Below are 23,334 nucleotides of genomic sequence, written 5' to 3'. Positions count from 1 at the left end.
GCTAAAGCCATAAATAAAAACTGCCGGAAAATCATATTTGTTTTCCCGGCAGCAAGATAGCCAATTTTATCTTACGAGCGAATATCAGGCGCTGTTTTTAGCTTTTAACCTATCTCCTTGATTGTCTTTGATGGCAATAACTCGTTCCACTTCTGGTTTTTTCTTATTCTCGACCTGTTCAGACTGACCGACGAATAATCCGCCGCGTCGGATAGACATACTTCCGCAACGGCTGATGCCCCGTAATTCTCCATGTTCGAGAATATCCAGAGTTTCCGCACAACATGTTCCTTCAACATGACCATCAATAATGATTTCAGGAGCATTAAGCTCACCTTCCGCTTTTCCGGCATGCATAATACGAATAGCACCACCTTTTACGCGAATATTGCCAATAACTTTACCCCAGATCTGGATATCACCTTCCATCTCAATATCGCCCTTGAATACTGAATTTTTGGCGACGATGGTGTTGGGACGAGCTTCAACACTGGGTGTTTTTTTCTCTTCAGACTGAATGGAGGTGATTGGTGTAGTAGAGCTGGCAACAGGTGCCTCAGTTTTTTTTCCAAACATAGCTTTCATTCTCAATTTCATTTTCGTGAAGTAAAATACTAAAGCTAAAAAAGATAAAATTGCTGTTATGGTGCAACTAATATGATGGTCATAAAGATATAACCCTAAGGCAATACCCCAGAGAAGCCATATACTGTATAAAAAAGCGTTATCTGAAAAACGATACTTTTTCATATCTTTCTCGTTTTTGTGGTTTTTTCTTATCTTTCATCAGCAAATATATCTATGAATATGCCTCAGCAGGTAATGGGGGAAAGGCGGTAGAAACACATCGTCGAATTATAACAGTATAAAAAATAATCTAGCGCGTCATAACAAAGAGATTTATAGCGTTATTACATGGATAACGTCGTTATTTAAGTTTAGCCATCCGGTGTTAACTGAAGGTGTTAACTGAACGAACGAAAAAAGCCCCTAAAAAAATCATAATCATAAAACTTAGATTATTTTTAACTCACCTAACATTAATATTACGTAAATCAGAATGAAATATTGCCGCGAAGATACAAAAATTATACTTTTGATATAGATCAAAAAAAATAGCATTCTGACATAGAAATATTTCTTATCGTTGGGAAAACATGATTGATTTTTAAAAATCATAAATACTGAGTAAACACCGGTTAAATAGTGTTTTAATGTTAACTATTTTAATAAAGATATATGTAAAAACTATAATAGATCGGGTCGGCTATTAAAAACATCAACATCGTCCATTTTGTTAACTTTAATCACAAAGCAAAAATCAATGAGTTAAAAATGTATGAAATGGTTTTTAAAAACCACCTATTAACCTTCACGACCTGATATTTATTAAATAAATGTAAACAGTGATCTTTTGATTTATTTAACAAATACAAAAAATACGTAAAATCAATAGATTAAAAAATAATACCTTTTGTATTATTCTATAATATAGAAATCATAAATGCAGGTAACTCAATAGACTAAGGCATCAGCATTCGCCAGTCATTATAGTAAAAAATGCTCTCTTTTGCACCTAACATAAAAATAAAATAATACAAGATAAAAAACAAACAAACTTTAAACAACTTATTTTTCATTGCGAAAAATGACATAGAAAATAAATTAACACCACAACTTTTTGCACTTAAACCTAACACAAATATCCATTTGGCTATATAATATAAACAGTGATTTAATTGATGTTATGCATGATCCATCACAATCTTTCAATGCTCTTTTATTCGCATACATTTTTATCAACACAATCGTAGGCCACCAGGGAAAGTTTTCACAACATCTATTAATTAATAAAATAAATACATCATGTACTCATCAAAAAAAATGATTACTCATGATACGGAAAATTAGGAGTGTTAAATGAAAAGGACGACGGACATAAATCAAAAGAGTATTTGCACTCTCCAATTAGACATACCAGACTTCAATATTCTGGAACATAAACAGAGAGGGCTGTATATTTTACTCGATGGCGAAATGGTATGGAAAGATTGCGTTAATACTTATCACATCACATCGAATGAGATCCTTTTTACCCATCCCGGAAGTTATGCTGCCAGAACCAATACCGGCGTTTGTCAGGTATTATGGTTGCCATTACATATGGAGTTTCTACGCAGTTTTTTAAAACGTTTCGGGCCATTACTGAGTAAAATAGAACGGCAAGATTTTCCTGCTTATAGGCTGATTCCTTTTAATCAATTTCCCTTGCTGACAGAAAGTATTCGTGGGCTGGCCAACTTATTGGCTCATGATTATCCTCCTGCGGTAATTCAGTTAAGGGTTGAAGAATTGCTGTTGTTGCTTTCCCTCGGTCAGCAGGGAGCATTGCTAATGTCTATATTACGGAAATTAAGCAATCGTCAGGTAGAACGCCTGCAAACATTTATGGAAGCCCACTATCTCAAAGAATGGAGACTGAATGACTTTGCACGTGAGTTCGGGATGGGGTTAACTTCTTTTAAGGAACTTTTTAACAGTGTGTACGGCACTTCTCCCAAAGCTTGGATAAGTGAGCAGCGTATTCTGTATGCACACCAGTTATTACTGAACAGCGAAAGGAGTATTGCCGATATTTCACTGGAATCGGGTTTTTCCAGCCAATCCTATTTTACCCAGAGTTATCGCCGACGTTTTAGCTGTACACCTAACCGGGCCAGATATGGCAAAGATTAGCAATTCATCTTACTGATTTCTTTTAACGTGATAACCCATAAATCAAGGTCATCCGGTTTTATGGCAATCTCTCAGATTGCGGCTTTGTTGGTTACATTCATTCACCCCAGTTACATAGTTATAAATATAGCATTAACTATGCTTCTGGGGATGTGCGTCCTTTCCGTCCTGCTGTATCTTGAAAGACGAGGGGGATATCAATCTATATGCGAGAGTTCATCCTGAATGTTGGTAATATCCTGTTTATTAAAACGAATATTCGTTTTCTTATCTGTATCATTCAGTATTTTTTCTGCAATCATGTTGGTCAGAGGTGAGATAATATTAAAATGATCACCATTTGCAATAGAATAAATCTGTAATGGAATGCCTTTCTTTTCAGCGATCATCTTGATTTCATCAAACTCCTCCCAATATGACTTTTCTCCCTCAAAATAAAAAGTTGGCGATTTTATTGAGGTCAAAAATGTACGCGGAGAACGCAATTCGAATTCTTTTGGATTATTTTGATCAAATGGTACTGCAACCGGAATAGTTCCGTATTCAAGGCGTAAACCCAGATCAGGAATTCCCCCTATCGAGAAAACAGCCCTAAACCCTTTCGTATATTCACTAGCCAGTAACGCACGAGTTCCGCCAGTGCTGTGTCCTACTAAATAGATTCGTTCTGGGTCTACATAAGGAAGTTTGGCCAGATATTGCCGGGAAGATTCAATATCACGAATCTCACCATAGAACATCTCATAACGGCCGGGATTAACATTTTCGCCACGGAAGCTTGGGATCATCAAGACCATCCCGTCACGTCTGAATGCTGATCCCGATTGATCATTCTCATAAGGGCGTTCAGACCAGAAGAAATCATCATTGCCAATACCACCATATCCACCAATCAGCCAAATGACAGCGGGATATTTCTTACCATTATCCGGTGGCGGGGCGCTGAGAAATGCAGCCATATTTCCATCTTCAGCAGGGTAATGCACCAATGAAAAAATATCTTCCGGCGGAATTGCAGGTTCTCCATCACCAACGAAACTATCATCAACGATATTAGTTTTAAATTTGGTATGAGCCTCTGCATAACTATCTTCACGTAAATCAAAACTGTAGCTCTCTTCATTACACGCAACGAGTAAAAAACTACATATAATGAGAGTAAATTTAAATCGACTAAAAATTTTCTGCATAAAAATGACCTTAATAGATTCTTTTATTTCCCTGTCAACGCATTGAGTTTTCGTGAATTTTTTATCGTATTAAGGATTTTTGAAATATCACGAAAAATCAATGCGATCTGCTATTTTACTTTTTGTTCTTACTTCCTGCCCTTATTTCTCGCCTTTACTCCTTGCCCTTACTTCTCGCTATCCACGCTATAAAAGACTGTACCCAGTTTTATTCTTTCACGGCCAGTTGCCAGACGATGTCGATTGCTATCCCTGAGGGAATAAATACAACCACAATATTCCTGCTGATAGAACTCTTCACGTTTACTGATTTCTATCATGCGGGAAGAGCCGCCCCCTTTACGCCAATTATATTCCCAGTACGTTACATCAGGATAATGGGAAGCTGAGCGAACACCACATTCGTTAATCTGCTGCATGTTTTTCCAACGTGAAATACCGAGCGAGCTGGTAATCACCGGAAAACCATGTTCATGCGCATAGAGTGCAGTTCGCTCGAAACGCATGTCAAAACACATTGTGCAACGAATGCCACGTTCAGGCTCATTTTCCATTCCTTTCGCACGTTCAAACCAATTATCACGGTCGTAATCAGCGTCAATGAAAGGGATGCCCATCTGTTCCGCAAAACGAATATTTTCATCTTTGCGCAGTTCATATTCTTTTAGGGGATGGATATTCGGGTTATAGAAAAATATCGTGAAATCAATACCAGAAGCCAACATTGCTTCCATCACTTCTCCAGAACATGGCGCACAACATGAGTGCAGCAGCACTTTATTGTGTCCGTCTGGCAGTGGAAGCGGATTACGTTCATAGTTCAGTGACATAATAACCTTTACCTGATTCAGACAATAAAAAATCAGGAAGAGAACATAAGCCCCTTCCTGTGTTTATTGGATAAACATTTTACCCTGTTCTTCTGCCTTACGACAATCTTTGCAAAAGTCTGAAGAGTATTATCAGGCTCCCTATACTTCTGGCAGAACTTGCCCACCATCAACGACAATTGTCTGCCCGGTGATATATTTTGCCTCGTCGGAAGCGAGGAAACAGGCAGTGTAACCGATATCTTCTGGCATACCCAGTTCCCGCATTGGGGTTATCTCTTTAGCGTTGTTGAGGAAATCATCACCAAATTCCAGTAACCCTTCAGTCATGATCATTCCCGGCATCACAGCATTAATAGTAATCCCCTGTTCCGCATATTCCAGTGCCGCACTACGCATGAAACCCAATTGTCCCGCTTTGCTGGCGCCATAGTGACTGTAACCTGAAAGACCCGTTATTTCCCCGGTTATCGATGAGGTGATGACAACCCGTCCGTAACGTTGTTTTTCCATGACATTCAATGCCGCCTGCACTAAGAAAAATGTTCCTTTAAGGTTGACGGAGTGCACTAAATCCCAATCTTCAGCGGTCATGTCTTTAAGGGAATGTTGTGGAAAAATACCCGCATTAGAGCAAAGAATATCGAGCCTGCCATACTTTTCAACAATTCTGTCAATCACGCTTTTGCATGCAGACTGATCTGTGACATCAAGGGGAATAAAATCAACTTCCAGCTCTTTGGCAATGGATTCCCCCCTTGCCTGATCAGTACCAGCGATAATAGTGGTAGCACCCGCTTGTTTTAATACTTTGGCAATACCCTTACCAATACCTTTGGTTCCTCCTGAGATAAAGGCAATTTTTCCTGCTAAATTAAACATAGATATTTCTCTTTATATGGGTAGATAGTTTTTTATGGGTGAATAGGGCTTTTTTATTAGCTTAAATCGAATGTTTTAATTTATTTTCAAACAGTTATTTATACAAGTCCAATAAATAAATTTAGTGTATCAAAAAAAATAAAATACCACTCAATCCAACTTTCTTCTCCATGTATTATAAAATAAGGAAATTAACATTAACTTAACATTGATTATTCTTTTGTCACCTATTATTTTTAAAGAATATAACAATGTGAGGTGAAAAATATGACTCTTGGTAATTCATTCTTAAATGAATATGATGGCTCAGCATTATCACCGATTTTATTTCTCAAAAGAGCCGTATTAAGCAATGGGGATGGCATTGCAATTATAGATGGAAAAGATCATTGGACTTGGCGTCAATATGCCAAGCGCTGCGAAAGCATTGCCATCTCACTTCAACAAATGGGAATTCAGAAAGGAAGCGTGGTATCTGCGATTTTGCCCAATGTCCATGAATTACTTGAACTGCATTTTGCTGTTCCTCTGGCAGGCGGGGTTCTCAACGCCCTGAGTACTCGGACAGATGCGGCAACATTAACTTTTATCTTTGAGAAACTCAGCCCCAAAATACTATTTATTGATAAAAGTTACCTCTCTTTATTGGATAATATCCACTTTGATAATATGACTAAAATAATTATTGTTGATAATGATAATTCAACTATTTTAATATCCACACCTGAACATGAATTTCTGCCTTATGAATCACTGATACACGAATCCTCCTCAAAGACTTTGTCATTTGTTCAAATAGATGAACAGGATGCGATCAGCATTAATTCAACTTCCGGCACCAGCGGACAACCTAAACTGGTCGTTTATTCCCATCGCGGTGCTTTTCTTAATGCCATTTCTAATATTTTAGATTGGGATATGCCCAGGCATCCCACTTATTTATGGACTCTTCCCATGTTTCACTGCAATGGTTGGTGTTTCCCGTGGACCATTGCGGCACGGGCTGGCACACACGTCTGCATGAGAAAATTTGATGCAGAAGACGCGACACAACTTATGCTCAAACATAACGTCACTCACTATTGCGGTGCTCCGGTTGTTCACTATTCCTTGGGGAAAACGGCACAAAAATACGGTAAACACTTTGGTGGTCGTGTTTACGGTCTTATTGCCGGAGCCCCGCCAACGGAAATGATGTTTTCCCTGCTGGATGCTGCCGGCATCACAGCAACACATGTTTATGGTTTAACGGAAACTTATGGGCCGGTTGTTGTTTGTGAGGATAAGCATGAGTGGAAAGATCTGCCGCAATCCGAAAAAATCTTAAAAAGGATGCGCCAAGGGATCGTCTCGAATTTACAAGGGCAAGTTAGTGTTATCGATGAAAATAGCCAATCAGAAGTTCCCTTTGATGGTAAGACAATCGGAGAAATCGCCATTCGGGGAAATATCGTGGCGGCTTATGATCCTGAACGTTATGTCACGCAAGATACGACCAGCCAATGGTTTTATACCGGTGATTTAGCGGTTGTTGATCCTGACGGCTATATCAATATCATCGACAGAAAAAAAGATATTATTATTTCTGGAGGTGAGAATATTTCCAGTCTTGAACTGGAAAACGTCCTGTCAAATTATCCCGGTGTTTTAGCCGCCGCTATTGTAGCAAAACCTGACTCTTATTGGGGAGAAGTCCCTCATGCCTTTATAGAGTTTGACGAAAATAAACAGGTGACTGAACGAGAGTTAGATGATTATATTTGCACAGTAGTGGCACGGTATAAACGGCCAAAAGGCTATACTTTTTTAACCCTACCCAGAAATGCCAATGGGAAAATTATAAAAGATCAATTGAGAAAACGAGTCAGAAATTGAATTCAGAAAATAAAATAAATGCTCATGGAGAGGTCAGATTTATGCTGGAAACTACTCAAAAATATAACATCAAACAAGAAGATTATATTGTTTTAAGTTTACATGATAACGCATGGAAAAAAGTTCTGTCCGGTGAAAAGAAATATGAATTCCGCCGCAGATTCAGAAGAAAAAACACCTTTGCTTTTGTCTATGTCACAACCCCTGTAAAAGCAATAAAAGGAGCAATGTTACTTGGTGAACCTATCCCCGGAACAGCCAGATATATTGCAGACATTGCTGAAAAAGCTATCCCCGGCAATGGTCAGTCTGTTTTCGATTACTTCGAAGAAAAAGATTTTGGTTTAGCCATCCCAATTATCAAAGTGATTGAAACACCCAAAATATCATTGGATTATCTGCGTGAAAAATACAATTTTGTTGCCCCACAATTTTATCTGAAATTGGATGGAAACAAGCCTCTTTATGAGAATTTAACTCTATGCATTAAATAAATATGCATTAAATAAATATACATTAAATAAAAGTGCCAAAGGCCAAGTGGTTGGGATGGGTTCATTACATTTTCCTAAGATCGGAGAAACTAATCCCACTGCTTGCCAATTGCCCCATATGGCAATACATCGCGCAAGCCGCATCAATCAGGGACATCGCAATAGCCGCACCACTGCCCTCGCCAAGACGTAAATCTAAATGCAGATAGGGTTGCATATTCAAATACTGCAACGCCAAAACCGCTCCTTTTTCTGCCGATATGTGGGAAGGGATACAATAATCCCGGGCAAGGGGAGCTATCTGACAGGCCGCCAATGCCGATGCATAAGTCAGGAAACCATCAAGCACAACCGGTACACCAGATGCCGCAGCACCCAAAATCACGCCCGTCATACCGACAAGATCAAATCCCCCCACTTTTGCCAAGACATCGAGAGCGTTTTGGCTATCCGGCTGATTAACCGCAATGGCCTGCCGCACAATAGATTGTTTGTGCATCAGTCGTTCAAGGGGAAAATTTGCCCCTAATCCAACAACGTCACAAGGATCACTCTCCGTCAGGACACTGATAACCGCTGCCGCCGGCGTTGTATTGGCGATACCTAATTCCCCCACGCCAAACACAGATATCCCCGCGGCAATACGCTGCTGCACCAATTGCGCACTGGACAGCAATAAGATTTCAGCTTGCCCATAATCCATCGCTGCCCTTTGGGCAATATTGCCACTACCCCGTGCAAGTTTAAGTGACAGTAAATTTTCAATGGGTTCACAATCAATACCGACATCCACCGGCAAAACGTGCGTATCACTGTTTTTCGCCAGTACACAAACCCCCGTCAATCCTTTCAGCATATTACGTGCTTGTATCGCAGTGACGTTTTTAGGGGAAATAGCTACACCTTCATCGTACACACCATGATCAGCACACATCACAATGATCTCTTTTTGCAAACTTTGCAGCTCACGAATGCCTGACATGCCAGATAATTGTATCGCCAACGCCTCAAGCCGCCCCAAACTTCCCAACGGTTTGAGCAGGCTGTCAATATGCCGTGCCGCTTGTTCCATTTTCACCCGATTCAACGGCTGAATGGCATCAATCAATGAGTTGAGGCTCATAGTTATCCTTCGGACAATATTCCATCTGAGAATTGAATGCGCGCAAGGTAATCGCCCCGGCTTGATTATCAACAATACTGTAAGCGCCCTGTTGAAAGGGGAAAGACCACATGGCCTCTATTGGCAGTTTGAGTAATTTAGCAAGCAGCAATCCCAAAACCCCCTGATGTGCAATGATCAAGTGATTTTCCTCAGCGATGGCAGAACGCAACTCCTCGGTATATTCCCCTACCCGCGCTGCGAAATGCCTGAATGGTTCTCCCCCGGACGGACAGCCATTTTGCCAATCTCCCAACCAGCGCGCCCAGGCCTCTGGATCTTTTTCAGCAATCTCTTCGTGATGACATAATTCCCATTCGCCAAAATCCAACTCATTGAGGCGATAATCACGATGTATATCTGGTAGAGAGAGTATGCTTGACGGAGAAATGATTTGGGCAGTTTGTCTTGCCCGCTTCATTTCACTACAGTGAATGGATTGGAATGTTATGTTCTTCAACGCCTCGGCGATCTGCCAAGATTGATTTATTCCCGCTTGCGTCAAAGATAAATCGGTTTTGCCACAAAAAACCCCATCAATATTGGCTTGTGTCTGCCCATGCCGAACGAGAAAAAACCGCATCTGATTACTCTCTCCATTTTATTGCCAAATCATCTTATTGCCAAATCATCGCCAACAAAAAAACGACTTCCCCTACTTCAATCGCCGCGCCCAATGTGTCGCCGGTTTGCCCGCCAAGACGATAATTAAAATAGAGGGCCAGCCCATAAACCACGAGCACTGTTATCATCATTGCAGATAAGCCCTGCCAATCTCCCAGAGCCATTACCAGTATCGAACCGACCAATAAGGTCAGCATAGTAGACGAAGACGTTATTCTGCCAATATAACTGCTTCCCATGCCTTCGTTTTCACGGGCATAGCGTTGCGCATACATCAAAAGCACCACAGCGGTACGCCCGACAACCGATGCACACGTCAATAAGGCCAGAAGATAAAGAGGGGGATGATAAGCAAGTTCAAAAACAGCTAATACTTTGATGAAAATACAGAAAATCAGCCCGACACCGCCATAAGTCCCCAATCGGCTATCACGCATGATTTCCAGCACTTTTTCTCGCTGGCGACCAGAGAAAAGGCCATCGCAAGTATCCGCCAGCCCGTCTAAATGTAATCCTCCCGTCAGCAGAGCCAAAGCCAGCACATAGCCAATCGCACCAATATACATTCCTCCGCCGGACTGACTGATAGCCAGTGAGATCAAGCCAGCCAAACCGCCGACAATCAGGCCAATCAGGGGAAAACAGGGAACACCCCGCCAATATTGCTGAAAATCAACGCCCTCTGCCCATTTTTCGGGGACTGGAAGCCGTGTCATGAATTGTACTGTGGCCCAAAAGAGATTCAGTTTCATTTAATCTTTACTCCAATGCCTGAAACCATCAGCCAGACCTCTTCAGCCGCTTGCGCCAGTTTCTGGTTGGCTCGTCCGGCAATATCAACAAAATGGCGGGCGAGCCGATTTTCAGGTGTGATGCCCATTCCCAATTCATTGGTCACCAAATATATCGGCATCGGACACGTCAGACTGGCGTCAATCAGATCGATGATCTGATGATGGACCAACACCTCTAATGAGGCGAAATCAATGTCATCAGGTGATATTCCTCCCGACAGATCAAACAACAGGTTAGCAATCAATGTCGTCATACATTCGAGTATAACGCCCTCCTGAGGTTGGCGGTGCTGACGGATAACTGTGCCTAAATCCTGATGGCCTTCCCAAGTCCGCCAGTGTGCCGGACGCTCTTGTTTATGCCGCTCAATACGAGTGGCCATCTCTTCATCTGTAACCTGTGCCGTGGCAATGTATAAAACCTGCTCACACTGTTCAGCAATCAGACGCTCAGCGTAGGAACTTTTCCCGCTACGCGCACCGCCTGTCACCAAAATCATGGCATGACTCCACCACATACCTCACGGCTTTCTCTCAACAATTCGTGCTCACGCATTAATTGATAAATCCGTTCAATATCCAAATGCTCACGCATACTGTCAGCCAAAATGTTGAACTGTTTTTCTTTATGCTGGATGTAATCAAAACCGACATTTTCCAACGGAGCATTCCCCTTGCGCATACGGAGCTGATTTAACAGCGGGCGGGTAAAAGAATTCTGGTCAAACAAACCATGCAGATAACTTCCCATCACCGAACCATCCTGAGCAACAGCGCCGTCAAACCAGATTTTTTCCTCTCCATTGTGCAAATGCATTTTGGCGAAAGGCCTTGCCTGTTTCCCCAACCGTGTCATCCCCATATGAATTTCATACCCTGCAATCGGCTGCTCACGACATAAATTCAGCATACCTGATAACGCGGGCATCACAATTCCCCTGACCTGCGCAGTCTGTTTTTCGCTGGCAAATTGGGTTTCAACATCCAATAACCCCAATCCGGTCATTTGAGTTAAACCGGATTCCACCTCATCCACTATCTGTTTGCCCAGCATTTGGTAGCCGCCACAGATCCCGATAATCGGGATTTTTTTCTGTCGGGCACGGATAATGGCCTGATCAATTCCCTGAATTTTCAACCATGCCAAATCACCCAAGGTATTTTTGCTGCCGGGAAGAATAATCAGGTCGGCTTCCTGAAGCTCTGACGGCTCAGAAACATAGCGCAGATGCACATCCGGTTGAGCTGCTAATGCGTTGAAATCGGTGAAATTGGCGATATGAGGGTATTGAATGACGGCAATATCCAGATAATCTGCTGTTTTCTGTTCCGACTGTTCGTATTTACCGACTTGCAAAGCAACGCTGTCTTCATCTTCCAAATCAAGATCCAGCCACGGTAAAACGCCCAAGATCGGAACCTGCGTCAGGGCTTCGATCTGATCAATGCCGGATTGCAGCAATGACAGATCACCCCGGAATTTATTGATGATCACACCTTTGATCCGGGCTTTTTCCGAGGGGCTAATTAAAGCCAACGTGCCGTAAATAGAGGCAAATACGCCACCACGATCAATATCCGCAACCAAAATCACGGGAGCATCCACCAATTCTGCCATGCCCATATTAACGATATCGCGGTCACGCAGATTGATTTCTGCCGGGCTGCCTGCCCCTTCCAAAACCATAATCTCCGTTTCGGCGGCAAGGCCGTTATATGCGGCCAAAATCTGCCGGAGCAATCGGGGCTTATATTCGTGATATTCCACCGCGTTCATGCTGCACATCACTGTCCCCATGAAAACTACCTGCGCCTTGCGATCGCTGGTGGGTTTCAACAACACGGGATTCATGCGTACATCCGGCGCAATACCAGCCGCTTCTGCCTGAAATATCTGTGCCCTTCCCATTTCCTTGCCATCAGCGGTTATGCCGGAATTAAGCGCCATATTCTGTGATTTAAAAGGAGTGCAGTGATAACCATCCTGCGAAAATATCCGGCAAAATCCGGCGACCAGCACACTTTTTCCTACATCAGATGCCGTTCCCTGAATCATCAGCGATAATGTCATGTTTCGTTCTCCTTCTCCTTTATCCCACGCAGGTATACCCTTCGTTTTTCAGGCTGTGCGCTTTATTGGCTGCGTGAAGAATAGCGAAAAGCTCCTGCTCTGTCTTACACAGGGGAAAACCCGCTTCGTTGTGTACTTTCACCAGCCACGGCTGCACCAGCCCCGCCTGTTCAAGCTGTGTTTTTTGCAGCAGCACCGATTCCGGTTTACCAGAACTGATCATTTCCCCGTTCGCCAATACGTACAAACCATCGCAGATCTGATAGATCAAGTCTATGTCATGGCTGGAGATAATGATCCGTTTCCCTTCTGCGGCAATCATTTCTATGAGCCTCAACATTTTCTGACGCCCAGCGGGATCAAGCCCCGCAGTTGGCTCATCCAGCAGTAAATAATCAAATTCCATAACCAAAGCCCCCGCAATAGCGATGCGCTTCTTCTGCCCGAAACTCAAATATTGAATGGGTTTATTGCGGAAAGTATGGGCATCCACCATGGTCAGGGCATATTCGATCCTGCGCTGGATTTCGGTTTCATCTACTCCTAAGTTACGTAAACTGAAAGCAAGATCGCTTTCAATATCAGTATAAAAAATTTGTTGGTCAGGGTCTTGAAACACAGTGACAACATGCTGACGTAAATTCATCAAACTTTTTTTACTGTAATCCAACGGGGCGTTATTCCACCAAACAGCTCCCTGTTGTGGTCGCAACACGCCAGAAAGGTTCATCAATAAAGTCGATTTGCCGCAACCATTTGCCCCGATAATTCCTGTGACCTGATAACGGCTGAAATCAAGGGTCAGACCTTTTAAGATGGGTTCATCCTGATAACTGAAATGCAGTGCCCGGGTTTCTAATGTTGCTTTTAACATAAGCCGTCATCTCCCAATTATCCTCTGGCCGATCTTCTGTTAATGAAAATCTTACAGATCCCAATGAAAATCTACAGATGAAAATCGCCCTGATATAACTTAAGTTCCAACGCCACACTCATTTGCTGATAACGACTCATTACCCGCGAAAACAGCATCCCCACCAGCATCGCCAGAGAGCGGTAACTTGTCCGTAAGGTTCGATAGCCAAACCGCAATGACTGCGCATGATGGATAGCCACCGCTTCTTCCAGAAAGATAAAAATAAAGCGCCATGTCAGCAGGATTTGCTCGATCAACAGATGAGGAACACGGCAATATTTGAGCAATTTGATCATCTGTTCAAAGGGCATGTTCATCATGAACCAGAATGTGGCTGACAGTGCCGCAAGGCTGCGCCAAAGTGTCTGATTCGCCATCTGCACACCTTGAGGATCAATGCCGAGCCAATATTGCCCGACTTGAAATCCCCACAACAGGCTGTCCGGCTGCCGGCTTGCTGACAATACGATAGCAATCAGGCCAATACCCATAAATCCCACGGGGATCAACAGCCATTTCAGGTAACGAAGCACACTGATCCGCAACAGGTAGCAGGTAAATACGGCAAGCCCCACGACCAATACAGCCTGCCATAATGGAGAAAGTCCCATCGCCAACACCATAAACAGGAGATACAGGGCGAATTTCGCCCTGGGATCTTTATCACGCCAACGGCTCTGATAACTGAGTTTATCGATTCCGATCATGATCTTTCCGACTACCGCGATAGTAACCAAGAATGTAGAAAATCACCGCAGCCCCCAAACTCCCTTGTAAGGTAAACAACAGGCTTTCTATTTCGCCGCTGGCGGGTTCATACAAGGATTCAAACCACGGCGTATAATCCGGCGCTATTTCCATGATTTGTGCTTCAGCCTGACCATCTGCCCCCCCGAATTCACCACCGTGGTCAATGAAAAATGGGATGATGCACAATGCCGCAACAAGAGACAGTAAAATCAATGTCTTTTTCATCTTTGGTACTCCTTAAAAACCGCGAGCCTGAATTAATTGCCTTTTGACGAGCTGGTCGTAAATCAGTACGGTCAGCAACCCCTCCGCGACGGCAATTGGCAATTGGGTCAGACAGAAAATCCCCATGAATTTGAGGATAGCAGCCCCCATGCCCAGCTGTGGATCGGGGAAAGCGACACCTAACTGAACGGATGTCACGGCATAAGTCACAATATCGGCCATAAAAGCGCAGAAGAAGACGCCGACATCTTTACGTACTCCCATTTTGCAGGAAAAACGCCACACCAAATAACCCACCAACGGGCCGATTACCGCCATTGACATTCCATTGGCACCCAGCGTCGTAATACCGCCATGCGCCAATAATAACGCCTGAAACAGCAAAACGATGGCACCCAGTACGGCGACAACAGAAGGGCCAAACAAGATCACCGCCAATGCGACTCCCGTCGGATGGGAACAACTCCCGGTCACTGAGGGAATTTTCAATGCGGAGAGAACGAAAATAAATGCCCCGCACAATGCCAGCAGCACTTTCTGATTACTCTCTTCCCTCACTATTTGACGTAATCTCACCAAGCCCACCGCCAGACAAGGCAAAAAAGCCAGCCACCATGCTATTGCCCACATCGGCGGCAAAAAACCCTCCATCACATGCATCGCATAAACTTCTTGTGGTGCCAGTACCAGACAAAATCCCAAAAACAGTGCGATAGCCGTTCCAGAGAACGAAAACTTCGTTAGTTTCTGTTGCATAACTCACCTCGATAATTGCCCATTTTTGTTAATCAAAATCGTTGAGAAATACGATAAGTCCTGCCCGCTGTCTTTTGTTTCGGAAGAGTACGCGTCAAGATCGCGCCAGCACTGTTCTGTCGGCAAAGTGGCATCAGCCATCATCAGTGCATGTCCCAGTAAATTGTGGCGTCGCAACAAATCACGTATTCGGGCAAAATTCGAATAAACTTTCATCAGGACAATACAGTCATGACTCAGCAATGCCTGCTCTAAAACGGTTTCAGGTGCCATGCAGGAAACGACTGCCAGAGTCTGGTTTTCCATCGCCAATGGCGTAGCACTGGCAGCGGCAATGGCCGAAAATGAAGTGATACCCGGCACAATTTCCAACCCTCGGAGGTTATTCAGACGCTTCAGCAGAAATACCCACGTACTGAACAACATGGGATCGCCCAAAGTAATGAAACCGACTTTTTGGCCGCTGGTCACTCGCTCTTTCAGGGATTGCGCGACTTCATCCCAGACGGCTTCTTTTGCTGCCCTGTCTGCTTTCATTAAAAAATGATAAGTACAGACCTCGGTTGCAGGTGAAAGGTATTCTGCAATAATGGAGTGGGCGAGACTTTGAGCACCTTTTTTACCCGTCGGGGTATAAATCACATCTAGCCCAGAGAGAATGCGCGCCGCCCGCACGGTAATCAGATCACCGGCACCCGGCCCAACGCCCATGACATACAATTTTCCGGTACTTGGTTTTTCAGGATTTAGCTTTCTGTCCATCAGACTCTCTCCCCGTCATTCAGTGCGTGAACAAGGTGATCCACAAACATCTGTCGAATCATTGGATTTTCGCCCAAGCCCTGTAACCAAGGAGTGGCGGCAATGCCTGCTTTTTCCAGTTGTGATTTCCAGGAACCTTCTTCATTTGATGCCATATCATTGATGGCATGATCCCCTGCCACCAGCATCAGTGGCATCAGGTGTACTTTGCTAATTTCCTGTTCTTTTAACCCTTTGATAATAAGCGGAAGCTCGGGATAGCTTTCCACTGCACCTACCCGTGCCGGAAAATGACAATGGCTCATCAGATGATCCAAACAGGCATAAGCAGAAAAGGCATGATGCGTTGTGCCGTGTCCCATAAAGACGACACATTCATTCTTTGCCAGTCGTGGAAGCTGGTGGTGCAACGCCCGCATCAATTGCATATAGTCATTAAAATCACTCAGTAACGGCGCTCCCAGCACCAACCGTTTAAAGTGAGAACGAAATTTTTCTACCTCATGAAGCACCTTTTCATATTCATCCCCCTTGATGATATGCAGACATTGAACTGCGACATCGTTATAACCTGCGTGATGCAATCTGGTCAGGGCATCATGGGGCGTATCAATGTGGATACCATCACGCTGGCGCAGTTTGCGAATGATCATGCCGGAGGTAAACGCCCGAAAGAGTTCCCTGTCCGGAAAAACGGATGCCAGTTGCTGCTCACTGGCGTCAATATTGTTTTTTAGTGTTTCCGGGTAACTGGTTCCAAAACTTATCACCAATAATGCTTTTTTCATTTCGCTCTTCCTTATTGGTTGTCTATACCGAAACATCCGCTAACAGCTATTTATTAATAACTAAGCATTTATTAACAACTGAGCCATCTCCTCCAATCCATGCGCCTGCGTTATTCCTTCACCCGAAAATTGATGATTTGATCGGCAGATCACAATACAAGGCAGTCCGAGAGACAGGCATGGCTCAACTTTTTCTTTGAAACCACCCTGTTCACCAGACTCTTTGGTGATCACAACTTCCGCCTGACAAAATTGATAAAATGCACGATTGAAGTCAGCGGTGAATGGGCCTTTCAAAGCAAAGATTTGATCAACTGACAAACCACAGGATTCACATATCGCCAAGACTTCTGCTGTCGGCAAAACGCGGGCCAGCACGGTTTTTCCTTTCAGGTGAGCCACATAATCGGTCAGTTGCTTGCTGCCCGTGGTCAGTAAAATCCGTGATCCTAAGCCAGCCGCGACTTCACATGCCTGTTCAACCGTTGCCACTTTGTGGATAAGAGGATGTTCAACGGCATCAATATCACTGGGACGGATATAACGAATGAGGGGAACCGCCAATTTTTGGCAGGCACTAACGATGTTTTGGCTCACGAGTTCGGCGTAAGGATGGGAAGCATCAATAACCATTTCCGTTCCCCGGTTTTGCAGATATTCAATCATGCCTCCGGCGTCCATCCGGCCGATGACAATTTCACCGCGAATACTTACTGCCTGCTGTGCTCCGGTGGGTGTCGCCACGGATAAGCTATAATCGATGCCAGCAATATCCATCATCACGCAAATCTGACGGGCATCACTCGTACCACCAAAAATATGGATCAGTGGTCGCTTCATAATTTGTACCCTCGTGGCGTAATCATGAGTCCATCGCGGATATAGGTTGATTGATTGCCGACAATCACCAGACTGCGCATATCGACGCGGGAAAAATCCATTGCACCAAACGTCGTCAGCCATTTCTCCTCATGCTTGCGCCCCGCTGCTCTGACTACACCAACAGGCGTTTCGGCCGATGTCCACGGAGCCATCAGAGAAAATGCCCGTGCCAGATGATCTTCACGTCCCCGACTGCGGGGATTGTAGAAACAGACAACAAAATCCGCTTCTGCCGCCGCTTGTACTCGTTTTTCAATCACTTCCCACGGTGTCAGCAGATCGCTCAGACTGATATGGCAAAAATCATGCATCAACGGCGCACCCAGCAAAGTTGCACAAGCGGTACTCGCGGTAACCCCGGCGACCAGCCGAACCTCGACGTTCCGCTTTTGCTGGCTGACCAATTCCAGAATCAATCCTGCCATGCCATAAATGCCGGCATCGCCACTACAGACCATCGCCACATTTTTGCCCTGTTCTGCCAGCTCAATGGCCGTCTGGCAGCGTTCAATCTCTTTGCACATGCCGGTTTTGATGATCTCTTTATCGCCCACCAGCGGTTTCACCAAATGGGTATAGGTTTTGTAACCCACCACAATGTCGGCGGCTTTCAACGCGGCAATCGCTTCCTGCGTCATCATGGCTTCACTGCCGGGACCAATTCCAATGACGGTTAACATGGATGCAATACTCCTAATGTGATGGTGACGCCCTGCTCACGCAGAGTACGTCCAACCAGATGCCCCTGACTCATCAGCCAGGCCACAGGTTGGGAAACACAGCCTATGCCCACGGTTTTTCGGACAAACTCAGAAGATGAAAATGCCTGTTCGCCTGTCTGCTCACATCGGGCAAGCTGATCAACAGAGAAGATTTGAAACGGGATTTGTCGCTCTTCTGCCAGTTGAATTAATGCGGGTTCTGCTTGTTTTAATTCCACACTGCCGATGGCTTTTAATGCCAGAGGGTCAAGATCATGCTCTGCCAGATGGCGCTCCAGTAATTGTGCAACCCGATCAGCATCTGCCCCACGCCGACAGCCAATTCCTGCCACAATCCGACGAGGAACTAATTTGAACGCAGGGATCGCCAAATCAAGTCTCTCCCGTCCATAACTGACATAAACCAAAGCCTCTAAGTCAGGTAGCTCGCTTAAATCAGCAACGGGGATAAATCCTCGCGTATCGTAGCGATCCTGTTCCCTGCTCAACGCAGGATGCCACCAGATTCCTACGCGCTTGCCATTGACCAGCATTTGATTCACAGTTTTTACATTGGCACGAAAATTTTCCATTTCCCCGTCAAGTTGTTGGGATAACACATCCAGCGCAGCGAGTTGATTAACATCGGTCGCAGTGGTGATCACCGCCTGTCCCCCCAGAATATCGGCGACGCGCTGGGCCAGATCATTCGCTCCCCCCATATGCCCTGACAGTAAGCTGATGGCAAACTGCCCTTTTTCATCCAGCACCACAACCGCCGGATCAGTCATTTTGTCTTTGAGCAACGGCGCAATAACCCGAATGGCAATCCCCGTCGCACCAATCATGATCAACGCGTTATATCGGATAAAAGTTTTCTTCACCGTATTGGCCAAACCGTCCTCAAAAACTGTAAATCCTGCTTCAGCCAATTCAGGAGTGGTAAAGCAATCGAGCATCAGATGGGATTGTAAACGTCTGGCCAACGCCATCCCGCCTGCGGTCAGGCAAAACAAGGCTATGCTTCGACTGTGAACAGCCTGATCCGGCATAAATTGCCGGGGAGTTGCTGTTTCAGGCGCGACGGTATTCATGGCTGAACCCCGCGTCATACAATTTTGAGTAGTGATACTCTTTCCCAAGAAAAGCACCGACCAAGATCAGGGCCGTTTTACGAATGCCAGCGCTGCATACTTGTTCAGCAATGGTCTCCAATGTGCCACGCACAATCTGGCAATCCGGCCATGTTGCCTTATAGACCACAGCAACGGGCGTATCCGGTATATAACCGCCCTGAAGCAACCGGGCAACGACACCGTCAATATCCTGTACCGAAAGGAAGATCGCCATTGACGTTTGATGAGCAGCAAAGGCTTCCAGAGTTTCCCTTGGAGGCATTGGTGTCCGGCCCTCCACACGGGTGATAATCAGGCTCTGCGCGATTTCGGGAACGGTGTATTCCACTCCCAATTGTGCGGCAGCACCTAAAAATGAACTGACTCCCGGCACAGAAACAAAGCCAATCCCCTGCTTCGCCAGTTCTTCAGCCTGTTCACGAATCGAGCCAAATAACGATAAATCTCCCGTTTGCAGGCGAACGACCAGTTTGTCCGCTTTCACGCCATTCACCATCAAATCAGTGATTTCTGCTAATGTCAGCCTTGCACTATCATGACATTCGGCATCCGCACGACAATATTCAAGCAATTCACGATTAATCAGCGAACCGGCATAAATCACCACTTGCGCCTGTTGCAACAATTGATAGCCTTTCAGGGTGATCAGACTCTTATCCCCCGGCCCCGCTCCCACAAACCAGACTTTTTCTGTATCAAAATTGTTATTATCGATATGTTCAGTCATCACTTTGCTCCCCTTGCCCTGAGCCTTTCTGACAGGAAATCAAATAAGTGGGATTATTAGGCTTGAAATAGTGCCCTTGTCCCAATGCCGTAAGTTCTCCTACCTGAATTTCACGACCATCAAGCGCTGTAACCTGACAGGCTTGCAGATGAGATAATGCCTGCGTGAAGTTTTCCAACAGGATAAAGGTCATGACCAAGCGTCCGCCTTGATTCAGGTGTGCCAACGACCAGTCAATCATTTCAGTCAGATGCCCCCCCGTGCCCCCGACAAAAATGGCATCAGCGTTATTATCCAGCGGCACAGGCGCTTCACCGGACTGAATGCGAACCAAGTGGCAGCCAAAATAGCGGATATTCTCAGCAATCAGTGCCAGTGCCTCTTCCTTACGTTCAATGGCGAGAATATCCAATGTGGGATAGCGCAAGGCGGCCTCAATACTGACACTGCCTGTCCCCGCCCCGACATCAATAAAACATCTGGCTTTTGCCAGCTCCAGCCGTTCCAATACCAGCGCCCTCACCACTTCTTTGGTCATGGGAATACGATGACCGCGCAAAAACAGTTCATCTTTCATTGAGGATCACCACCACATTCAAGCCATAATGGATGTCGCCACACCGGGCGACCTGCTCCGCGTTTAAACACACAATCTGTTCATTGTCCTGCGATAAATTTTCTCCAATCACCATGCGGCGTTGCTGCCCACGAGCCAGAATTTCTTGCGCGATCTGGTAAGGGCCAATCACATCATCCGTCACCATCGCGATTTTTTCGTGTTGAAGCAGCCAGTCAAAATCGGGTTTGCGTCCGTGGCTGCTGGTGAGGTAGATATCGTTCATGTCCAGTAAGATACGGGCACATAAGTATTGAACCGAGCTGATGCCGGAAATGATGCGGATATTCTGCCCATCGGCATGTAATCCAGAAAAGTGCGCCGCGATTCGCTTGCCAATGCCATAAAAGAGGGGATCACCCGAAGCCAGAACGACAATTTCTCTATGCTGGTTCTGTTCAAGCCACAACATCAATCCATCCACGTCGGCATTCACGCGACGGGTTTCACCACTGAAATCAGGGAATTCGGTGAGGTGGCGGGTGCCCCCGACCAACACTTCCGCCTGTTTGACAGCATCCAACGCAGCCAGTGTTTGGTTTGCTGTAGAACCAGGGCCAATGCCAACGACCGTAATCATCAGAAGCCCTCCCTGAAATTCGCAACGATGTCGCTCACAGGCCGATTACAGCCCAAAACTTGGTTATCAAAGGAGAATAAAATGGCATCGCATTGCGGCTTACCGCTGGCAAAACGCAGCATTTGGTCAATGCGCCAGCATATTTTCCGGGCAATGTGTTGATACACCGCCTGCCAGCCCTGTTCAGCAATCAATTCAATGGCTGCTTCTGTGGTATCACATTGATCTACCGCCTGAATCAGTTCAAGCGGTGCTCCCATTAAAGCCAGATTGGCGATCAGCGTCTCCATGCGGCCATCAGCAATATGGCTGTGGGTATGGAAAATACCGGCAGCGATCTTCACCAGCTTGCCGACATGCCCCACCAGCACGATATGGCGGAATTCCAGACGTACCGCTTCTTGCAGCATGTAACCGACGAAATTACTCATTGTGACGACATAATCCGTGTCAATCCCCAATTGCTGACTGACAAAACGTTCACCATGATTTCCCGGTACAAAAATAATGCGATCTAATCCACTGGCGCGTTTAGCCTCCAGCTCAAGTGCCAGAGAACGCTTCCAGCTTTCTTCTGACATCGGCGTCACAATCCCCGTCGTACCGATAATCGAGATACCGCCTTTAATCCCCAGTCTGTCGTTATAGGTTTTCTTTGCCCGCTCTTCGCCCTCTGGCGCGAAGATCACAATATCTGCCCCGCGATGCAGGCCGATAACCTCCCGCACCGACTCCTCAATGGTCTGTCGCGGTGTTTTATTGATGGCAGCCCAACCAATCGGCAGACCGATCCCCACCCGCGTCACTCTGCCAATGCCTTCACCACCATCCAACGTAATCGCACCGCTGTCATTTAAGGAAACATGGGCAAAAATCAACATACCGTGCGTCGCATCCACATCATCACCGCCATCTTTGCGAATAGCCGCAATCGCCTGCTGCCCTTCAATCAATGGCTGTTCAACATTCAGAACCAATGTGGCACCGGAAGGCGTGACAATAGAAACCTGATGAATGATCTGCTGACGTAAGATCATCAATGCAGCCACTCGCGCGGCAGCCGTGGCACAAGATCCCGTGGTGTAACCTTTGCGGTACTGCTTCCCTCTGTGCCAAATTGTTCCAAGATCATCCGTTTGCCGGTCGTTGATTTCATTCATGCCGAACCTCCGGCATCCGGTAAAGAATGGCGTTGATAATGGCGGCTGCAATATTGCTTCCCCCTTTGCGTCCTTTTGCCGCAATGCAGCTTAATCCGCTATTGATGAGGGCGTCTTTCGACTCCTCCGCACCAACAAAACCAACGGGCACACCGACTACCGCAATCGGGGCAGATTGATGTTCCATCAAGCGAAATAACGCAGTCGGTGCATTGCCAAAGACAAAAATTTTTTCCCCTTGTTCTTGCAGGGCAAGATCAACGGCGGCCATTGAGCGGGTGATTTGCTGTTCTTTTGCTATTTGAATGGCCCGGGGATCACTGACATAGCAACGACATTCACAATCGTACTGAGCCAGTTGAGTTTTATTGATACCTGATAACGCCATTGTGGTATCTGTATATAACGTGCAGCCACGCAAAATACCGTTGCGGATAAGACGAAAAACATCGGGGGAAAAATAGAGAGTATCGAGCCAGTCAAAATCGGCGGTAGTATGGATCACCCGTTTAATCACCGCTTCCTGATCCGCGTCCACAAAACGGTAATCAGGACGTGACTCACAGATGAGACGGCTAATGATGTCGAAACTATTCTGCTCAATCTGTTGGGGATGTCGGATGTAATGACTCATGTTGCTCCCTCCTTATATACCCGTCTATACCCGTCGTTTTTCA

The 23,334-nt window shown here is 45.4% G+C and carries 26 protein-coding genes; 3 read left to right on the top strand and 23 right to left on the bottom strand.

The window, feature by feature from the left end; all coding sequences use genetic code 11:
• Positions 1 to 84: 84 nt before the first annotated feature.
• Positions 85 to 585 carry a bactofilin family protein gene (locus FE394_RS00940; RefSeq protein WP_319924536.1) on the bottom strand — a complete coding sequence of 167 codons (501 nt, stop codon included), beginning with the start codon at positions 583 to 585 and terminating at the stop codon, positions 85 to 87.
• Positions 586 to 1,920: 1,335 nt separating this feature from the next.
• Here FE394_RS00940 and FE394_RS00935 point away from each other — a divergent pair.
• On the top strand, positions 1,921 to 2,736 hold the full coding sequence (locus tag FE394_RS00935; RefSeq protein WP_319924535.1) for a helix-turn-helix transcriptional regulator: 816 nt from the start codon (positions 1,921 to 1,923) through the stop codon (positions 2,734 to 2,736).
• 197 nt (positions 2,737 to 2,933) lie between these two features.
• Here FE394_RS00935 and FE394_RS00930 read toward each other — a convergent pair whose 3' ends face one another.
• The 3 genes from FE394_RS00930 to FE394_RS00920 form a co-directional block, all read right to left on the bottom strand.
• Positions 2,934 to 3,926: an alpha/beta hydrolase family protein gene (locus FE394_RS00930; RefSeq protein ID WP_319924534.1), complete on the bottom strand. Its 993-nt coding sequence runs from the start codon at positions 3,924 to 3,926 to the stop codon at positions 2,934 to 2,936.
• Positions 3,927 to 4,093: 167 nt separating this feature from the next.
• Positions 4,094 to 4,756 carry an epoxyqueuosine reductase QueH gene (locus FE394_RS00925; RefSeq protein ID WP_319924533.1) on the bottom strand — a complete coding sequence of 221 codons (663 nt, stop codon included), beginning with the start codon at positions 4,754 to 4,756 and terminating at the stop codon, positions 4,094 to 4,096.
• Between the two features lie 141 nt (positions 4,757 to 4,897).
• Positions 4,898 to 5,638 carry an SDR family NAD(P)-dependent oxidoreductase gene (locus FE394_RS00920; protein ID WP_319924532.1) on the bottom strand — a complete coding sequence of 247 codons (741 nt, stop codon included), beginning with the start codon at positions 5,636 to 5,638 and terminating at the stop codon, positions 4,898 to 4,900.
• Between the two features lie 267 nt (positions 5,639 to 5,905).
• Here FE394_RS00920 and FE394_RS00915 point away from each other — a divergent pair, with 267 nt between their 5' ends.
• Both FE394_RS00915 and FE394_RS00910 read left to right on the top strand, forming a co-directional pair.
• Positions 5,906 to 7,513 (top strand): AMP-binding protein, encoded by a 1,608-nt coding sequence (locus FE394_RS00915; RefSeq protein ID WP_319924531.1) that lies wholly within the window; start codon positions 5,906 to 5,908, stop codon positions 7,511 to 7,513.
• Positions 7,510 to 8,007: a hypothetical protein gene (locus FE394_RS00910; protein WP_319924530.1), complete on the top strand. Its 498-nt coding sequence runs from the start codon at positions 7,510 to 7,512 to the stop codon at positions 8,005 to 8,007. The genes FE394_RS00915 and FE394_RS00910 overlap by 4 nt, the downstream gene beginning before the upstream one ends.
• 64 nt (positions 8,008 to 8,071) lie before the next feature.
• Here FE394_RS00910 and cobT read toward each other — a convergent pair whose 3' ends face one another.
• The 19 genes from cobT to FE394_RS00815 all read right to left on the bottom strand — a co-directional run bounded on the left by cobT (position 8,072) and on the right by FE394_RS00815 (position 23,291).
• Positions 8,072 to 9,130, bottom strand: a complete 1,059-nt coding sequence (cobT, locus tag FE394_RS00905) for a nicotinate-nucleotide--dimethylbenzimidazole phosphoribosyltransferase (RefSeq protein ID WP_319924529.1) — start codon at positions 9,128 to 9,130, stop codon at positions 8,072 to 8,074.
• Positions 9,108 to 9,752 carry an adenosylcobalamin/alpha-ribazole phosphatase gene (locus tag FE394_RS00900; protein ID WP_319924528.1) on the bottom strand — a complete coding sequence of 215 codons (645 nt, stop codon included), beginning with the start codon at positions 9,750 to 9,752 and terminating at the stop codon, positions 9,108 to 9,110. The genes cobT and FE394_RS00900 overlap by 23 nt, the downstream gene beginning before the upstream one ends.
• Before the next feature lie 34 nt (positions 9,753 to 9,786).
• Positions 9,787 to 10,545 carry an adenosylcobinamide-GDP ribazoletransferase gene (gene cobS / locus FE394_RS00895; protein WP_319924527.1) on the bottom strand — a complete coding sequence of 253 codons (759 nt, stop codon included), beginning with the start codon at positions 10,543 to 10,545 and terminating at the stop codon, positions 9,787 to 9,789.
• Entirely contained in the window at positions 10,542 to 11,087 is a 546-nt protein-coding gene (cobU, locus tag FE394_RS00890) for a bifunctional adenosylcobinamide kinase/adenosylcobinamide-phosphate guanylyltransferase (RefSeq protein ID WP_319924526.1), read from the bottom strand. The genes cobS and cobU overlap by 4 nt, the downstream gene beginning before the upstream one ends.
• The gene (locus tag FE394_RS00885; RefSeq protein WP_319924525.1) at positions 11,084 to 12,658 is read right to left on the bottom strand and encodes a cobyric acid synthase; all 1,575 of its coding nucleotides are present in this window, start codon (positions 12,656 to 12,658) and stop codon (positions 11,084 to 11,086) included. The genes cobU and FE394_RS00885 overlap by 4 nt, the downstream gene beginning before the upstream one ends.
• Before the next feature lie 19 nt (positions 12,659 to 12,677).
• Complete coding sequence (locus tag FE394_RS00880) at positions 12,678 to 13,532, bottom strand: ATP-binding cassette domain-containing protein (protein ID WP_319924524.1); 855 nt, start codon at positions 13,530 to 13,532, stop codon at positions 12,678 to 12,680.
• A 71-nt stretch (positions 13,533 to 13,603) separates the two neighbouring features.
• Positions 13,604 to 14,281: an energy-coupling factor ABC transporter transmembrane protein gene (locus FE394_RS00875; RefSeq protein WP_319924523.1), complete on the bottom strand. Its 678-nt coding sequence runs from the start codon at positions 14,279 to 14,281 to the stop codon at positions 13,604 to 13,606.
• Entirely contained in the window at positions 14,265 to 14,549 is a 285-nt protein-coding gene (locus tag FE394_RS00870; protein ID WP_319924522.1) for an energy-coupling factor ABC transporter substrate-binding protein, read from the bottom strand. Before FE394_RS00870 ends, FE394_RS00875 begins: the two co-directional genes overlap by 17 nt.
• 12 nt (positions 14,550 to 14,561) lie before the next feature.
• On the bottom strand, positions 14,562 to 15,305 hold the full coding sequence (cbiM, locus tag FE394_RS00865; RefSeq protein ID WP_319924521.1) for a cobalt ECF transporter S component CbiM: 744 nt from the start codon (positions 15,303 to 15,305) through the stop codon (positions 14,562 to 14,564).
• Positions 15,306 to 15,308: 3 nt separating this feature from the next.
• On the bottom strand, positions 15,309 to 16,067 hold the full coding sequence (locus tag FE394_RS00860) for a cobalt-factor II C(20)-methyltransferase (RefSeq protein ID WP_319924520.1): 759 nt from the start codon (positions 16,065 to 16,067) through the stop codon (positions 15,309 to 15,311).
• Positions 16,067 to 16,855 (bottom strand): sirohydrochlorin cobaltochelatase, encoded by a 789-nt coding sequence (gene cbiK / locus FE394_RS00855; protein ID WP_319924519.1) that lies wholly within the window; start codon positions 16,853 to 16,855, stop codon positions 16,067 to 16,069. The genes FE394_RS00860 and cbiK overlap by 1 nt, the downstream gene beginning before the upstream one ends.
• Positions 16,856 to 16,915: 60 nt before the next feature.
• The gene (locus FE394_RS00850) at positions 16,916 to 17,695 is read right to left on the bottom strand and encodes a cobalt-precorrin-6A reductase (protein ID WP_319924518.1); all 780 of its coding nucleotides are present in this window, start codon (positions 17,693 to 17,695) and stop codon (positions 16,916 to 16,918) included.
• Complete coding sequence (locus tag FE394_RS00845; protein ID WP_319924517.1) at positions 17,692 to 18,417, bottom strand: precorrin-3B C(17)-methyltransferase; 726 nt, start codon at positions 18,415 to 18,417, stop codon at positions 17,692 to 17,694. The genes FE394_RS00850 and FE394_RS00845 overlap by 4 nt, the downstream gene beginning before the upstream one ends.
• On the bottom strand, positions 18,411 to 19,532 hold the full coding sequence (gene cbiG / locus FE394_RS00840; protein WP_419836283.1) for a cobalt-precorrin 5A hydrolase: 1,122 nt from the start codon (positions 19,530 to 19,532) through the stop codon (positions 18,411 to 18,413). Before cbiG ends, FE394_RS00845 begins: the two co-directional genes overlap by 7 nt.
• Positions 19,513 to 20,301, bottom strand: coding sequence for a cobalt-precorrin-4 methyltransferase (locus tag FE394_RS00835; protein ID WP_319924516.1), 789 nt, complete (start codon positions 20,299 to 20,301; stop codon positions 19,513 to 19,515). Before FE394_RS00835 ends, cbiG begins: the two co-directional genes overlap by 20 nt.
• A complete protein-coding gene (locus FE394_RS00830) occupies positions 20,294 to 20,878 on the bottom strand; it encodes a decarboxylating cobalt-precorrin-6B (C(15))-methyltransferase (protein ID WP_319924515.1) in 585 nt (194 codons plus the stop codon). The genes FE394_RS00835 and FE394_RS00830 overlap by 8 nt, the downstream gene beginning before the upstream one ends.
• On the bottom strand, positions 20,868 to 21,497 hold the full coding sequence (locus FE394_RS00825) for a cobalt-precorrin-7 (C(5))-methyltransferase (protein ID WP_319924514.1): 630 nt from the start codon (positions 21,495 to 21,497) through the stop codon (positions 20,868 to 20,870). The genes FE394_RS00830 and FE394_RS00825 overlap by 11 nt, the downstream gene beginning before the upstream one ends.
• A complete protein-coding gene (gene cbiD, locus FE394_RS00820) occupies positions 21,497 to 22,657 on the bottom strand; it encodes a cobalt-precorrin-5B (C(1))-methyltransferase CbiD (RefSeq protein WP_319924513.1) in 1,161 nt (386 codons plus the stop codon). Before cbiD ends, FE394_RS00825 begins: the two co-directional genes overlap by 1 nt.
• The gene (locus FE394_RS00815; RefSeq protein WP_319924512.1) at positions 22,650 to 23,291 is read right to left on the bottom strand and encodes a cobalt-precorrin-8 methylmutase; all 642 of its coding nucleotides are present in this window, start codon (positions 23,289 to 23,291) and stop codon (positions 22,650 to 22,652) included. The genes cbiD and FE394_RS00815 overlap by 8 nt, the downstream gene beginning before the upstream one ends.
• Between the last annotated feature and the right edge of the window lie 43 nt (positions 23,292 to 23,334).

The sequence above is a fragment of the Xenorhabdus littoralis genome (assembly GCF_033949345.1).
GTDB classification, from domain to species: domain Bacteria; phylum Pseudomonadota; class Gammaproteobacteria; order Enterobacterales; family Enterobacteriaceae; genus Xenorhabdus; species Xenorhabdus littoralis.
This window is presented reverse-complemented; position numbering and strand designations above follow the sequence as displayed.

Bases quoted from the DNA above. Each gene is read 5' to 3' on its own strand.
- FE394_RS00835 (WP_319924516.1), bottom strand. From the start codon at position 20,301: ATGACTGAACATATCGATAATAACAATTTTGATACAGAAAAAGTCTGG.
- FE394_RS00940 (WP_319924536.1), bottom strand. From the start codon at position 585: ATGAAAGCTATGTTTGGAAAAAAAACTGAGGCACCTGTTGCCAGCTCT.
- FE394_RS00930 (WP_319924534.1), bottom strand. From the start codon at position 3,926: ATGCAGAAAATTTTTAGTCGATTTAAATTTACTCTCATTATATGTAGT.
- cobS (WP_319924527.1), bottom strand. From the start codon at position 10,545: ATGAAACTGAATCTCTTTTGGGCCACAGTACAATTCATGACACGGCTT.
- FE394_RS00850 (WP_319924518.1), bottom strand. From the start codon at position 17,695: ATGAAGCGACCACTGATCCATATTTTTGGTGGTACGAGTGATGCCCGT.
- cobT (WP_319924529.1), bottom strand. From the start codon at position 9,130: ATGAGCCTCAACTCATTGATTGATGCCATTCAGCCGTTGAATCGGGTG.
- FE394_RS00870 (WP_319924522.1), bottom strand. From the start codon at position 14,549: ATGAAAAAGACATTGATTTTACTGTCTCTTGTTGCGGCATTGTGCATC.
- FE394_RS00885 (WP_319924525.1), bottom strand. From the start codon at position 12,658: ATGACATTATCGCTGATGATTCAGGGAACGGCATCTGATGTAGGAAAA.
- FE394_RS00925 (WP_319924533.1), bottom strand. From the start codon at position 4,756: ATGTCACTGAACTATGAACGTAATCCGCTTCCACTGCCAGACGGACAC.
- FE394_RS00900 (WP_319924528.1), bottom strand. From the start codon at position 9,752: ATGCGGTTTTTTCTCGTTCGGCATGGGCAGACACAAGCCAATATTGAT.
- FE394_RS00815 (WP_319924512.1), bottom strand. From the start codon at position 23,291: ATGAGTCATTACATCCGACATCCCCAACAGATTGAGCAGAATAGTTTC.
- FE394_RS00880 (WP_319924524.1), bottom strand. From the start codon at position 13,532: ATGTTAAAAGCAACATTAGAAACCCGGGCACTGCATTTCAGTTATCAG.
- cobU (WP_319924526.1), bottom strand. From the start codon at position 11,087: ATGATTTTGGTGACAGGCGGTGCGCGTAGCGGGAAAAGTTCCTACGCT.
- cbiG (WP_419836283.1), bottom strand. From the start codon at position 19,532: ATGAATACCGTCGCGCCTGAAACAGCAACTCCCCGGCAATTTATGCCG.
- cbiM (WP_319924521.1), bottom strand. From the start codon at position 15,305: ATGCAACAGAAACTAACGAAGTTTTCGTTCTCTGGAACGGCTATCGCA.
- FE394_RS00920 (WP_319924532.1), bottom strand. From the start codon at position 5,638: ATGTTTAATTTAGCAGGAAAAATTGCCTTTATCTCAGGAGGAACCAAA.
- FE394_RS00860 (WP_319924520.1), bottom strand. From the start codon at position 16,067: ATGGACAGAAAGCTAAATCCTGAAAAACCAAGTACCGGAAAATTGTAT.
- cbiK (WP_319924519.1), bottom strand. From the start codon at position 16,855: ATGAAAAAAGCATTATTGGTGATAAGTTTTGGAACCAGTTACCCGGAA.
- FE394_RS00875 (WP_319924523.1), bottom strand. From the start codon at position 14,281: ATGATCGGAATCGATAAACTCAGTTATCAGAGCCGTTGGCGTGATAAA.
- FE394_RS00935 (WP_319924535.1), top strand. From the start codon at position 1,921: ATGAAAAGGACGACGGACATAAATCAAAAGAGTATTTGCACTCTCCAA.
- FE394_RS00845 (WP_319924517.1), bottom strand. From the start codon at position 18,417: ATGTTAACCGTCATTGGAATTGGTCCCGGCAGTGAAGCCATGATGACG.
- cbiD (WP_319924513.1), bottom strand. From the start codon at position 22,657: ATGAATGAAATCAACGACCGGCAAACGGATGATCTTGGAACAATTTGG.
- FE394_RS00915 (WP_319924531.1), top strand. From the start codon at position 5,906: ATGACTCTTGGTAATTCATTCTTAAATGAATATGATGGCTCAGCATTA.
- FE394_RS00830 (WP_319924515.1), bottom strand. From the start codon at position 20,878: ATGAAAGATGAACTGTTTTTGCGCGGTCATCGTATTCCCATGACCAAA.
- FE394_RS00825 (WP_319924514.1), bottom strand. From the start codon at position 21,497: ATGATTACGGTCGTTGGCATTGGCCCTGGTTCTACAGCAAACCAAACA.